Here is a 12,797-nt window from a genome sequence, read left to right on the forward strand (position 1 = left end):
TTACTGTTTGCCGCGCGAGGTTAGTTGAGCAAACGGGTCGAGCGCTTGCTGGGCCGCTGCTTGGCGCGCCAGTTGCGCGCGTCGCGCCGCGGCGATGCGCCGGCGCTCTTTGGCGCGCTGTGCCCGCTTCCTGTCGGCGCTGCGATCCGGTTTCGCGGCCGCCGGTTTCACCGAGGCCGTTTCCTGGATAGCGACAGCAGGACCGCCCAGCGTGGCGATCTTCATCGCGGCGAGGTTGCCTTCCAGGGAGGGCGCTTCCGCCACCGGCGCTGTCTCGGTCGATGCGGCTGATATCGTCGGCGGCGGCGTTTCCGCGATCGCCGCGAGCTTCACTTGCTCATTGGCCACAGGCGTCTCGGCAGCAGGCGCCTCGGCGGCAGGCATCTCGGCGGCCGGCATCTCTGGCTGCGCGGCCTGAACAGCCGGTATTGTTTCTGCCGCCGGGATTTCCGCCTTCACTGTCTCGGCCGGCACGACCTCGTTCAGCTTCACGGGCTCGTCCAGCTTCAGCGCAGCCGTCTTTTCCGGTTCAACCGGCGGCGCTTCCGGAGCTTGTGCCGCAGGGGTCACGGTCTCGATGATCGTCGCCGCGACATTGTCCGGCACCTTCTCTGCGACATCGGGCTCGACGCGCAGCAGGGCCAGCGTGGGCATGGGCGGTTCGTTCTGCCTGACAAATACGGGTTCGGGCGGCGGCCGCCGCGACGGGATGCTGGCAAATTGCTCATGCGCGGCACGCAGCAGCGCCGCCGCACCAAGCCCAAAGACCAGAACCGACATCGACAGCACGATCGCGGCGAACAGAAAGCGAAAACCGGGGAGCATGGACGCGAGTTCCGCCTTGCCGGGAGCATGCAGGGCTGTTGATGCCAAGGGAACGCGGTGACCACTGGGAAGCGGCTGGATTCGCACCGCGAATCAGGCCGATTCGAGAGTATCTCAACGTCTCCAACCTGTTTGTTACAAAATTGGCGGCCAATGGCGGCGAGGAGCCGGTAAACGTTGTTTTTCGCGCCGTGCGGCATCTTTGCCGCAGCGTTCACGGCCCATCACAAAATGACCGATTTGGCCCGAATTTGCCGATTTGTCTTGAATGCGCCGCTATCTTCCGTCATCTGCCGTTAACGGTCCGGTGTGGCTTGGGGACTATACAAGAGCGATGATGATTAACCGTATTCTGACGATCAGCGCTGCCATCGCTGCTGCAATGGCAGGAACCTCGCTTGCCCAGGCCCAGGGCTATATGCAGCCCCCTGGCTCGGTCTATTCGGCTGCACCGGGACAGTATGTTCCCGGTGGTTATGGCACCGATGAACGCCGCGGACCCGGCGCGCCCGATTTCGATGCCTTGGACGATGACGACGAGGCGCCGAACGCCCAGAGTTCGACCGCGCTGCCGCCGCCTGGCCCGGTGCTTTCGCCGAACGACCCACGCTACGGCCGCCCGGTTTATAGCGACCGCGGCCCGCCGATGCCCACCGGCCCCGTCCTTTCGCCGGATGATCCGCGTTACGGCCGTCCCGCTGGCGCGCCGGTTTATTCGGACCGCGGCCAGCCGATGCCTACGGGCCCGATTCTTTCGCCAGATGATCCGCGTTACGGTCGGCCCGCCGGTCCGCCACCCGTGATCTATTCGGATCGTGGTGATGGTCGTCGCGTTCCCGGTGATGACCGCTTGCGTCCGCCGGAAGCCGTCGGCGGCGGACCCGCCGTCACCGGCGCCGTGCAACCGCAGCAGCAACCCGCCGTCGGCGCCGACGGCAAGCCGTTGGTGCTTTCCGCGTTGCCGCCTGAAGAACAGCCGGAAGCAGCGCCCGTGCAGCTCCCGCCGCATCTGCGTCGTCAGGAAGTTTCGTTCGCGACCAAGGAGCCCGCCGGCACGCTGGTCGTCGATACGCCGAACACCTATCTCTATTACGTGCTCGGCGGTGGCCGCGCGATCCGCTACGGCGTCCGCGTCGGTCGCGACGGCTTCACCTGGACCGGCGTGCAGAAGGTCAGCCGCAAGGCCGAGTGGCCGGATTGGCATCCGCCGTCCGAGATGATCGAGCGCCAGCCCTATCTGCCGCGCTTCATGGCCGGCGGCCCCGGCAACCCAATGGGTGCCCGCGCGATGTATCTGGGTTCGACCGTCTACCGCATCCACGGCACCAACCAGCCGTCGACGATCGGCAAGTTCGTCTCGTCGGGTTGCATCGGTATGCTGAACGAGGACGTGTCCGACCTGTTCGAACGCGTCAAAGTCGGCACCCGCGTCGTCGTCATGCCCGGTGGTCCGCCGCCTGGAACTGCGACCGCTTCGGCCGCGCCTGCTCAAGGCTTGGCTCCTGCTCAAGGCTTGCCGCCGGCAAGTGCTCAGGGCGCGCCGGCTCAGGCGCAGCTCGCCCCGGTTCCCGGCATGCAGCCGACCGTGGTGCCCCCGCTGCCCGCGCCGGTGACGGTGCGGTAGGGTCAGAGGTTTGCACGACCACTATTGAAAAAGGCCCGCAGCGCGGGCCTTTTTTTCGTCATTGCGAGGAGCGAAGCGACGAAGCAATCCACACTTGCTTTGCCGGACCATGGATTGCTTCGGCGGAGCCTGTCATCGGGCGCGCATTCGCGCGACCCGGTGGCTCGCAATGACGGCTGTGCGTCGTTCGGCGTCGTACGCAAGCTTTCGGTGCCACGCCTTCCTCGCTTGCCACATTTGCGTGCTTGAATTCTCATTTCTTCCGACTATTTGCCGCCGACAAGCTGGGGCGGCAAGCAGAAGGATCTCAGCATGCGAATTTTCGTTGCGGGCGCCACCGGCGCCGTGGGCCGCGAACTCGTTCCTGCATTGGTTGCGGCCGGTCATTCCGTCACCGGCATGACGCGGACGGCGGCGAAGGCCGACGCCGTCAAACGGCTCGGGGCCGAACCGGTCGTTGCCGACGGCCTCGACGCACCGGCCGTTCATGCCGCCGTGATGTCGGCGAAGCCTGATGTCGTCATCGACGAGATGACCGATCTTGCCGCGGTGACGGATCTGCGCCGTTTCGATCGCGCCTTCACCACCACCAATCAGCTGCGGACGCGCGGCACCGATTTTCTGCTGGTTGCCGCGCGCGATGCCGGCGCGAAGCGTTTCATCGCCCAGAGTTTTTGCGGCTGGACCTATGGCAGCGGTGGCGGACCGGTCAAAACCGAAGCCGACGAACTCGATCCTGATCCGCCGCAGGAACTACGCGGTACGCTGGAAGCGATCCAGCATCTGGAGCACGCCGTGACCGCGTCGGCCGCGCCCGAAGGCATCGTGCTGCGCTACGGATCGTTCTACGGACCCGATACCGGCATGCTGTCACCGGCCATGATCGGCCAGCTGCGCCATCGCCGTGTGCCGCTGATCGGCGACGGCGGCGGCTGGTGGTCGTTCGTGCATGTCGAAGACGCGGCTTCCGCGACCGTTGCTGCGATTGAGCATGGCAGGCCCGGCAGCATCTACAACATCGTCGATGATGAACCGGCGCAAGTCAGGGATTGGCTGCCCGTGCTATCAGGCATTCTCGGCGCCAAACCGCCATTTCACGTGCCGGCCTGGCTCGGCCGGCTGCTGGCGGGGCAACACCTGGTCTCGATGATGACCGAGGTGCGCGGAGGATCGAACGCCAAGGCGAGGCAGGAACTGGGCTGGCGGCCGGCCTATTCATCCTGGCGCGAGGGATTCGCAATGGTGGCGAGGCAGACGGCCGAGAAGACGGCGGCCTGAAGCGCTGCTCGGGTAGCGTTTCGGCTTGAGGCAATCGAGCGACGATGGCATATTATGCCATCGCCCGGATCTTGAGAAGAAGCCCATGCGAACCAGGAATGTTGTGCTGACGGAACGCCAGGCAGAGCTGATCGAAACGCTCGTCGAGTCCGGCCGCTACCAGAACGCCAGCGAAGTGCTGCGTGACGGGTTGCGGCTGGTGGAGCAACGCGAGGCGGAGGATGCGAGCAAGCTGAAGGCCCTGCGGGCAGCGGCCCGCGTCGGCGTTGGTGCACTGGATCGAGGTGAGTACAAAGAATTTCGAAATATCGGAGACCTGGAAGCCTATTTGAACGAGCTGTCGGAGAAGGTCATTTCCAAGGCATCCGGATAGACTCCGATGGCCGAGCGGAGATGGCACGTTCGCCTCGGCGCCGCCGCGGAACCCGACTTGGCGAACATCTTGAAATGGACCACTGAGAATTTTGGCGCGCGACAATCGCGTGTCTATCAGAGCACGCTCGTTCAGACGATCGGCGAACTTGCCGATGGTCCCGATGTTTCGGGCTTCACGGCCCGAGATGAGATCATGCCAGGTCTTCGTACGGTCCACGTTGCGCGACGGGGCCGGCGCGGAAGTCACTTCCTGATGTACCGGGTGGCCCCTAAAACAACGATCGAAATCGTGCGGACACTGCACGACAGAATGGACCTGCAGCGTCACCTTCCATTTTCTCCCGACGAGAATGCCGACTACTAGAGTAACAGCAGAGATTTACATGACCTCTATTGAAAAGGCCCGCAGCGCGGGCCTTTTTTCGTCATTGCGAGGAGCGTAGCGCCGAAGCAATCCAGAGTCCCGCCCACGACTCTGGATTGCTTCGGCGGAGCCTGTCATCGGGCGCGCATTCGCGCGACCCGGTAGCTCGCAATGACGTTGTGAGTGGTCAGGTCCCCGGCGTAACGACGCTACGCTGTTAGTTCTCCCAACCCAGGGTGCGGGCGATAGTGGCGTTGGCAACGCCAGGGTCGTCGCATGCGGAGCCACGCCAGGCAACGTGCTGGTCCGGCCGCACCAGCAGAAGCTGGCGGCCGTAGACCCTGATGAGTTCAGGTGCGTCGCCTTGTAGCACGTGCAGCGGCAAGCAGCGCCTCGCGGCTGCAGCCACCAGTGCCTCGCTAGGCTGCACTCCGAAGCAGGCCAGCGTGAACCATGATCCAAGAAGATCAAAGATCGGTGCGCCGTCGCTCATGACGACGTTCGGCATCCGCACTCCGGGTACGGTCGTCGGCACATAGCGCAGCGGGTCGCTCGGGATTTCCGTGCCCGGCTCCGTGCAAACGATCGGTGAATCGGTGTAGGCGTAGCCGAGTTCAATGCCATAGCTCTCGTTCTCGGCGTTGCCGATGGCCCCAATGCGCAGCCCTGCCTCAGCGCGCGCGACGTCTCCCTGCGCCCCGGGGGCAGTCAGGGCAGGATTGTAGAGCGCAGCAATCTCGGCACGCACCTGGGCATGCCGGCCAGAAGCCGAACGATTGCGCAGACCGATGGGACGGCGCTCTGCATTATAAGATGCCAACAGACCCGGCCCACCAAAGCCCTGCAGCACTGCCGCGAGCTTCCAGCCAAGGTCACACGCGTCACCAATACCGGTGTTCATGCCGTAACCGCCGGTAGGGATGTATTGGTGAGCAGCGTCACCAGCCAGGAAGACGCGGTCGATCCCGTAGGACTCCGCCACGAGCAAGTGCGGGGTCCAAGCATTGGCGACCAAGATCTCATAGTCAAAATCGCAGCCCGCAAATCCGCGCAGTAACTCGCGCGCATCGACCCCCTCGGGCGCTATGGCCTTCGGCCAGCGGGTATGTAGTGTCCAGATGTCGCTGTCGTTCTGCGCGATCAGCGTGCCCGCCGCCGATTGATAGTGCCAAGCCATGCCGAAGCGCTGCAACACGCTGGTCGCTCTGGAACGGAAGTGTGTCATGAAGCGATCCATCACGCGGGATTGACCGTCAAGGCCGATTCCAAGACAGCCGCGGACCCGGCTGGTGCCGCCATCACAACCGACCAGAAAGGAACACCGTACCTGCTCGGTTTGTCCTTCTGCCGTGCGCAGAGTCGCAGTTACCCCGTCCCGGTCATGCGCCAAATTGTCGAAGGCAACGCCCCAACGCGCCTCGACGCGGGGCTCAGTTTGGACGCTTCGCTGCAGCACCGGCTCGATCTCCACCTGAGAGACGCGCATCGGTGGTTCACCTGGCATGCTGCCGTCATTCTTCTCGCGGATCAGGCGTCTCCACTGCGTCACACTCGGGTAGCGGAAGCGATACAGTTCGTCCCCCGAAAGGGACGTAATCCACGAGACGTCAAAATTGTGATCCTCCGGCACCGCAACTGCCCGAAGTTCGTCCGCCAAAGCCAGTCGGCGAAATAGCTCCATGCTTCGGACGTTAGTGATGTCCATTTTTGGATGGCGCGTGGTGGTGGGATTGCGTTCCACCAACATGCAGTTGATCTCGCGGCGAGCCAGGTCGCGCGCGAGCGTCATGCCGACTGGACCGCCGCCCACGATGAGGACCGGAACCTGCTTCATGTTCACAATACCGACCGCCAATTATCGTTCAGCCTGCCTTCTGCACAAGGGGACATTCGCTTTCCGAGAGCGGCCGGAATGCCTCGTCGCCGGGAATGGTCTTGATGATCTTCACGAGATCCCACGGATCAGTCGATTCGGCGGGCGTTTTGATCTGCACGAGGTACATGTCGTGGACCATTCGCCCGTCTTGCCGGATGCGGCCACCCATCGCGAAAATGTCGTTCACCGGCGTTTGCCGCATCTTCGCCACAACCGCCAGCGGCTCGTCGTTGTCGCCATCCTTCACGGCCTGCAGATAGTGCCGCACCGCGGAGTAGGTGCCGGCCTGAATCTGCGTCGGCATCGCCTTCATGCGCTGGAAGAAACGTTGCGACCACGCCCGGGCTTCGGGGGATATGTCGTGGTGGAAGGCCATCGTTACAAAACTGCCTTGGCCGAGTTGAGGCCCGATGGCCTTCATTTCGTCGATCATCATCTGCATCGGGATCACCCGCGTGCCAGGCTTTGCCAAGCCGAACTCGGCAGCCTGCTTGACCAGATTGACGGTGTCCTGTCCGCCGGTGGCGAACGCGATCACGGATGCCTTGCTTTGCTGGGCTTGAAGCAGGAACGAGCTGAAGTCGGAGGAATTGAACGGCGGCCGCACGCGGCCCACCACTTTGCCCCCAAGCTTCTCGACCGCCCTGGCGCCGTCGCGTTCAAGCGCATGGCCGAAGGCAAAATCCGAGGCGATGAAGAACCATGTGTCCGCGCCCGGTCCGAATACTGCCTTAACGGCGCTGGTCGCGGCCGCATAGGTATCCCATGTCCAGTGAATGCTGGTCGGCGCGCAAGCCTTGCCGGTGAAGTCCGACGATCCCGGTCCGGACACCAGAATGATCTTGTTGAGCGGTCTCGCAATCTCAACGACCGCGAAGCCGACGGCCGAGTTGGACAGGTCGGCGACGACATCGACATGCTCGATGTCGAACCATCGGCGGGCGATCGCAGCCCCGAGATCGGGCTTGTTTTGATGGTCGGCCGAGATGATCTCGATGCGTTTGCCTTTGATCGACCAGCCGAACTCCTCCGCCGCTATCCGGGCGGCCTCGAACGAACCTTGCCCCGAGGCGCTCGCCAGCGGACCGTTCATATCGGCCATCACGCCGATCTTGATGGCATCATCGCCGCTGTAGGCTGCTCCGGTCCATGCGATCGCGTTGGCTAGAATGCAGCAGATCATTGGTCCAAGAGACAATTTCCTCATGACTGGCTCCCTCAATCCGGCTTTCGGGGCGTTAGTCACTCGCTCGAAACGCAGCAGCACCCGAGAGCCCTGTCATAGAGTCATCCCCAGCGATCGTCGTGAAAGCGCGCTGCAATTTGGCTGAAAATGGGCTGAGGATGCGTTACCCTCATCCCGCCGGTGGGCCGCTCGAAGCGGCGATGGAGAGTTTTGCGGTGACAGTCATTCGGTTTGACCGGTTCACGCTCGACCTGGCGCGCGGCCGCCTGCGGGCTGGGGACCGGGATATCGAACTGCGACCAAAAAGTTTCGATGTGCTGCGCTATCTCGTCGAGAACGCCGATCGTCTGGTGTCGAAGGATGAGATCGTCAACGCGATTTGGCCCAAGGTTCAGGTCGGCGACGATTCGTTGACACGCTGCATGAGCGACGTCCGGCTTGCGCTCGGCGATGCGGAGCACCGCATCATCAAGACGGTCCTGCGTCGCGGGTACATGTTTGTCGCGCCGGTTTCACAAACCGAAGCAAGCCCGGGACCGTCGCTCCCCGATAAACCCTCGATCGCCGTTCTCCCGTTCGCCAACCGCGGCGGGGATCCCCAGCAAGATTATTTCACCGATGGCATTTCGGAGGATCTCACTACCAGCCTGTCGAAATTCGCAGGCCTGTTCGTGATCGCGCGCCACTCGGCCTTCCGCTACCGCGGAACGGACCGCGACGTGCGGTCGATCGGGTGCGAACTCGGCGTCCGCTATCTGCTGTTTGGCAGCGTGCGGCATGACGCCCGGCGCATCCGTATCACGGCCCAACTCGTCGACGCAGGAACCACCGAGCAGCTATGGACCGAGCATTACGATCGCGAGCTTACCGGAATCTTTGCACTCCAGGACGAGGTGACCCGGAAGATCATCGACACCCTGATTGCCCATATTTCCAGGTCCGAGATCGAGCGCGCGCTGGCCAAGCCGCCCGAAGCGTTTTCCGCTTATGATTATTGGCTGCGCGGAAATGCCATCATGAAGAGGTGGCAAAGCGACCCCACCGGCGAGCAGATATTCGCTGCCCGGACACTCTTCCGGCAGGCGATGGCCGCCGATTCTGCCTACGCACCGCCAGTTTACGGTCTCGCCCGGACCTATAATACTGCCTGGATCGAGCCGTGGTCGCATGAAGCGCTCGCCCTTGAGTATCAGCAGCCGGCAACACTCGAGCAAGGCCTGTTACTTGCGCAGAGAGCCGTTGAACTGGATCCCCATTTGCCCGACGCCCGTCTGACGCTTGCCGGAATATTGCGTTGGTTGAACAGGCCCGCCGAAAGCCACGCAGAATTCGAGCGCGCCTTCGAACTCAACCCGAATCTTGCGGACCCTCGGTTCGCGCTCGCGCTCATCCATTGGGGCCGCACCGAAGAAGCAATGGATCACCTGAAACGGATCATCCGGTTCGATCCCTTCCATGCACCCGACTGTCTGACTTTCCTGGGAAACGCCTATTACCTGACCGGCCAATACACCGACGCGATTGGAAATCTCAGGATCGCGGCCCGTCGCGTGCCGTCTTTTCGTCCAACCTTCGTTTGGCTTGCCGCAACCGCCGCCCAGCTCGGTTATGATGGGGAAGCCCAGGAGGCGGCGGCGGTCGTGCTGCGGCGTGACCCAGCCTTCACGATCCAAAAATGGCTGCAGTTGCATCAGTTTGTGAAGCAGGCCGATGCCGATCGAGTCGCCGAAGGATTGCGTATTGCCCGGTTTCCGGAATGAGGCTGAATGTCCGGGTTCCAGGTTACAGGATGTCTGCGCGTCACAGAAGCGCGTAAACGCGCTGCGCAGTATCCGGGGAACGCCGGGCGGCTACTAATTTGCGGGATGATGAAGATGTGCCCCTGATTTGCCCGACGTGTCAAAACGTTTTTGCGGGTTAAGAATCCATGCCAGCGAACCCCTTTGTTTTCTTAGGGTTCCTTTCTTTGCATGGGGTTGTTTTCCATATTTTTGTTTGGGAGCGGGATCGGCGACCCCAGACCAGCTTTCTTCAGGCCAGCTTTCTTTAAGCCAGCTTCCGCGTCGCCTCGCCCTTGAACCAGGCGTCGATGCCTTCGACCATCTGGCGGTAGTGGTTGCGAAAGCTGTCCTCGGTGACGTAGCCCAGATGCGGCGTCAGCACGAGGTTGTCGAGCTTGCGGAAGGGATGGTCGACCGGCAGCGGCTCGACCGAAAACACGTCGATGCCGGCGCCCGCGATCTTGTTCTGCGTCAGTGCTTCCAGCAAGGCGCCTTCGTCGACGATCGGCCCTCGCGCCGTGTTGACGAGGTAGGCGGTCGGTTTCATGCGGGCGAGGTCCTCACGTCCGACCAGCCCGCGTGAGCGCGGGCCCAGCACGACATGCACGGTGATGATGTCGGCGGTGGCGAACAATTCCTCCTTGGAGGCGTAGCCGACGCCGGCTTCCGCGCACTTCTCGGGCGTCAGGTTCGGGCTCCAGGCGATCACGTTCATGCCGAAGGCCTGCGCCAGCTTTGAGACCTTGGTGCCGAGCTTGCCGAGGCCGATCACGCCCAGGGTGCGGCCCTCGATTTCCATGCCGACGAATTTCTGCAGCGGTTCGCCGGCATGCATGCGCGCGTTCTCGCGGCCGATATTGCGGGTCAATTCCAGGATCAGGCCCATGGTCAGGGGGGCGGTGGGATCGCGGCCCCATTGGGTGCCGCACAGCACCACGCCGTGGTCCTTGGCGGCTTCCATGTCGATCGCGGCATTGCGCATGCCCGAGGTGATCAGCAGTTTCAGTTTCGGCAGCGCCGCAAACATCGTGCGCGGAAACGGCGTGCGCTCGCGCATCGCGCAGATGATCTCGAAATCCTTCAGCGCACTGGCGGCGGTTTCCGCGTTCGCAAACGGCTGGTTGAAGACGGTGACGTCGACCCGGTCGGCGATTTGGGACCAGTCGGCGACCTTCAAGGCCACATCGAGATAGTCGTCGAGGATTGCACAGCGCAGCCGCGTCATTGGAAAGTCCGATCATGGCGTGGGTGACGGCGGAATTGGGCCGTCAGGGGAGATCGCCATGGTCGCGCGCAATCGAAAGGCGCGCAAGCGGCCAAAAAGCGGGGCCAGGTCAAAATTCCGGGAAGCTCAGTTCGAGCGGGAGAGGTGCTTGGCGCGCCAGGCGGGGCCGGGGCCGCGCATATAGTGCAGTTCCGGACGGTAGGGGTTGAAAGCCTTGGCCACGAACTGGCGCCAGAAGTTGCGAAGTTCGGCCAGCGGCTTTGCAAGGCCGTGGCCGTGCGCCGGGGTGGAAAGGGATGCCGAACTGGTCGTCGCCATGACGCGGTCTCTGGTTTCCATTCGCGGTTTCGCCGCGGAGACGCCTTTTTTCAGCGCCGGGAACGACTTTTGGCCTGATTTATTAAAAGAAGGTTTCAATTGTCGTGATCTAGGGCACACAAGGGTGTGTCCGAGCACACATGGTGACCATCCCGTATTCATCCGTGGTGAACGGATGGAAAACGCGTCCCTGCGGTTGCCCTTTGGGGGCCGCGCCGCTACATCAGCGGCAGCAAATTTCCATAAATCCTCTGGTTTCAAGGGATCGCGATGGCTCGCCAGTTCGTCTATTTCATGCAGGGTCTGACCAAGAGCTACCCGACCCGCAAGGTGCTCGATAACGTCCATTTGTCGTTCTACCCGGACGCCAAGATCGGCGTGCTCGGCGTCAACGGCTCCGGCAAATCGACCTTGCTGCGGATCATGGCCGGCCTCGACAAGGAATATAACGGCGAGGCCTGGGTCGCCGAGGGCGCCCGGGTCGGCTACCTCGAGCAGGAGCCGCATCTCGATGAGACCAAGACGGTCCGCGAGAACGTCATGCTGGGCGTCGCCAAGCAGAAGGCGATCCTCGATCGCTATAACGAACTGGCGATGAACTACTCGGAAGAGACCGCCGACGAGATGACCAAGCTGCAGGACGAGATCGAGGCTGCCGGCCTCTGGGATCTCGACAGCAAGGTCGACCAGGCGATGGACGCGCTGCGCTGCCCGCCCGACGATGCCGACGTCACCAAGCTGTCGGGCGGTGAGCGCCGCCGCGTCGCACTGTGCAAGCTGCTGCTCGACCAGCCGGACCTGCTGCTGCTGGACGAGCCGACCAACCATCTCGACGCCGAGTCGGTGTCGTGGCTGGAAGGCCACTTACGCAACTATCCCGGCGCGATCCTGATCGTGACCCATGACCGCTACTTCCTCGACAACGTCACGAGCTGGATCCTCGAGCTCGATCGCGGCAAGGGCATTCCCTACGAGGGCAATTATTCGTCCTGGCTGGTGCAGAAGCAGAAGCGCCTCTTGCAGGAAGGCCGCGAGGACGCCGCGCACCAGAAGACGCTTGAGCGCGAGCAGGAGTGGATTGCGTCGTCGCCCAAGGCGCGCCAGGCCAAGTCCAAGGCGCGCTACCAGCGCTACGAGGACCTGTTGAAGCAGGCCAGCGAGAAGCAGACCCAGACCGCGCAGATCACGATTCCCGTGGCCGAGCGGCTCGGCCAGAACGTCGTCGACTTCGAAGGCCTCAGCAAGGGCTTTGGCGACCGCATGCTGATCGACGACCTCACCTTCAAGCTGCCGCCGGGCGGCATCGTCGGCGTGATCGGCGCCAACGGCGCCGGCAAGACCACGTTGTTCCGGATGATCACCCAGCAGGAGACGCCGGACAAGGGCACGATCACCGTCGGTGAAAGCGTGCATCTCGGTTACGTCGACCAGTCGCGCGACGATCTCGACGGCAAGAAGAACGTGTGGGAGGAGATCTCCGGCGGCAACGAGTTGATCCTGCTCGGCAAGCGCGAAGTCAACTCGCGCGGCTATTGTTCGTCGTTCAACTTCAAGGGCGCCGACCAGCAGAAGAAGGTCGGCGCGCTGTCGGGCGGCGAGCGCAACCGCGTGCATCTGGCCAAGATGCTCAAGTCCGGCGCCAACCTGCTGCTGCTCGACGAACCGACCAACGATCTCGACGTCGACACGCTGCGCGCGCTGGAAGAGGCGCTGGAGAACTTCGCCGGTTGCGCCGTCATTATCAGCCATGACCGCTGGTTTCTCGACCGCATAGCCACCCACATTCTGGCCTTCGAAGGCGACAGCCATGTCGAATGGTTCGAAGGCAATTTCCAGGATTACGAGAAGGACAAGATGCGCCGGCTCGGCCAGGATTCCATCATCCCGCATCGCGTGAAGTACAAGAAGCTGACGCGCTGAGTTGTGGTTCGCGCTGAGATGACGA

At 62.8% G+C, this 12,797-nt stretch carries 11 protein-coding genes; 6 read left to right on the top strand and 5 right to left on the bottom strand.

Going from position 1 to position 12,797, the window contains the following annotated elements; all coding sequences use genetic code 11:
• Positions 1-912: a hypothetical protein gene (locus JQ567_RS13965; protein ID WP_212439348.1), complete on the bottom strand. Its 912-nt coding sequence runs from the start codon at positions 910-912 to the stop codon at positions 1-3.
• A gap of 247 nt (positions 913-1,159) precedes the next feature.
• Between JQ567_RS13965 and JQ567_RS13970 the strand changes: the two genes are divergently transcribed.
• The 4 genes from JQ567_RS13970 (at position 1,160) to JQ567_RS13985 (ending at position 4,466) form a co-directional block, all read left to right on the top strand.
• Positions 1,160-2,449 carry a L,D-transpeptidase gene (locus JQ567_RS13970; protein WP_212439349.1) on the top strand — a complete coding sequence of 430 codons (1,290 nt, stop codon included), beginning with the start codon at positions 1,160-1,162 and terminating at the stop codon, positions 2,447-2,449.
• Between the two features lie 312 nt (positions 2,450-2,761).
• A complete protein-coding gene (locus tag JQ567_RS13975; protein ID WP_212439350.1) occupies positions 2,762-3,727 on the top strand; it encodes an NAD(P)-dependent oxidoreductase in 966 nt (321 codons plus the stop codon).
• A gap of 85 nt (positions 3,728-3,812) precedes the next feature.
• Positions 3,813-4,100 carry a type II toxin-antitoxin system ParD family antitoxin gene (locus JQ567_RS13980; RefSeq protein ID WP_212439351.1) on the top strand — a complete coding sequence of 96 codons (288 nt, stop codon included), beginning with the start codon at positions 3,813-3,815 and terminating at the stop codon, positions 4,098-4,100.
• Between the two features lie 6 nt (positions 4,101-4,106).
• Positions 4,107-4,466 (top strand): type II toxin-antitoxin system RelE/ParE family toxin, encoded by a 360-nt coding sequence (locus tag JQ567_RS13985; RefSeq protein WP_212439352.1) that lies wholly within the window; start codon positions 4,107-4,109, stop codon positions 4,464-4,466.
• Positions 4,467-4,683: 217 nt separating this feature from the next.
• Here the strand turns inward: JQ567_RS13985 and JQ567_RS13990 are convergent, their stop codons facing one another.
• Together JQ567_RS13990 and JQ567_RS13995 are read right to left on the bottom strand one after the other, a co-directional pair.
• Positions 4,684-6,321, bottom strand: coding sequence for an FAD-dependent monooxygenase (locus tag JQ567_RS13990; RefSeq protein WP_212439353.1), 1,638 nt, complete (start codon positions 6,319-6,321; stop codon positions 4,684-4,686).
• A gap of 7 nt (positions 6,322-6,328) precedes the next feature.
• Positions 6,329-7,549 carry an ABC transporter substrate-binding protein gene (locus tag JQ567_RS13995; RefSeq protein ID WP_212439354.1) on the bottom strand — a complete coding sequence of 407 codons (1,221 nt, stop codon included), beginning with the start codon at positions 7,547-7,549 and terminating at the stop codon, positions 6,329-6,331.
• A 137-nt stretch (positions 7,550-7,686) separates the two neighbouring features.
• Between JQ567_RS13995 and JQ567_RS14000 the strand changes: the two genes are divergently transcribed.
• Complete coding sequence (locus tag JQ567_RS14000; RefSeq protein WP_212439355.1) at positions 7,687-9,288, top strand: winged helix-turn-helix domain-containing tetratricopeptide repeat protein; 1,602 nt, start codon at positions 7,687-7,689, stop codon at positions 9,286-9,288.
• 286 nt (positions 9,289-9,574) lie between these two features.
• Here the strand turns inward: JQ567_RS14000 and JQ567_RS14005 are convergent, their stop codons facing one another.
• Both JQ567_RS14005 and JQ567_RS14010 read right to left on the bottom strand, forming a co-directional pair.
• Positions 9,575-10,534: a D-2-hydroxyacid dehydrogenase family protein gene (locus tag JQ567_RS14005; protein ID WP_212439356.1), complete on the bottom strand. Its 960-nt coding sequence runs from the start codon at positions 10,532-10,534 to the stop codon at positions 9,575-9,577.
• A 126-nt stretch (positions 10,535-10,660) separates the two neighbouring features.
• A complete protein-coding gene (locus JQ567_RS14010; protein WP_212411300.1) occupies positions 10,661-10,852 on the bottom strand; it encodes a hypothetical protein in 192 nt (63 codons plus the stop codon).
• Positions 10,853-11,122: 270 nt separating this feature from the next.
• On the opposite strand from JQ567_RS14010, the gene ettA reads away from it, so the two are divergent.
• A complete protein-coding gene (ettA, locus tag JQ567_RS14015) occupies positions 11,123-12,772 on the top strand; it encodes an energy-dependent translational throttle protein EttA (protein ID WP_192740044.1) in 1,650 nt (549 codons plus the stop codon).
• Positions 12,773-12,797 lie beyond the last annotated feature (25 nt).

Origin of the sequence: Bradyrhizobium sp. AUGA SZCCT0431, assembly GCF_018131065.1 — a bacterium.
In the GTDB taxonomy this organism is placed as follows: Bacteria; Pseudomonadota; Alphaproteobacteria; order Rhizobiales; family Xanthobacteraceae; genus Bradyrhizobium.

Coding starts and splice junctions, on each gene's coding strand:
- JQ567_RS14005 (WP_212439356.1), bottom strand. CDS start 10,534: ATGACGCGGCTGCGCTGTGCAATCCTCGACGACTATCTCGATGTGGCC.
- JQ567_RS13995 (WP_212439354.1), bottom strand. CDS start 7,549: ATGAGGAAATTGTCTCTTGGACCAATGATCTGCTGCATTCTAGCCAAC.
- JQ567_RS13980 (WP_212439351.1), top strand. CDS start 3,813: ATGCGAACCAGGAATGTTGTGCTGACGGAACGCCAGGCAGAGCTGATC.
- JQ567_RS14000 (WP_212439355.1), top strand. CDS start 7,687: ATGCGTTACCCTCATCCCGCCGGTGGGCCGCTCGAAGCGGCGATGGAG.
- JQ567_RS13970 (WP_212439349.1), top strand. CDS start 1,160: ATGATGATTAACCGTATTCTGACGATCAGCGCTGCCATCGCTGCTGCA.
- JQ567_RS14010 (WP_212411300.1), bottom strand. CDS start 10,852: ATGGCGACGACCAGTTCGGCATCCCTTTCCACCCCGGCGCACGGCCAC.
- JQ567_RS13985 (WP_212439352.1), top strand. CDS start 4,107: ATGGCCGAGCGGAGATGGCACGTTCGCCTCGGCGCCGCCGCGGAACCC.
- JQ567_RS13975 (WP_212439350.1), top strand. CDS start 2,762: ATGCGAATTTTCGTTGCGGGCGCCACCGGCGCCGTGGGCCGCGAACTC.
- ettA (WP_192740044.1), top strand. CDS start 11,123: ATGGCTCGCCAGTTCGTCTATTTCATGCAGGGTCTGACCAAGAGCTAC.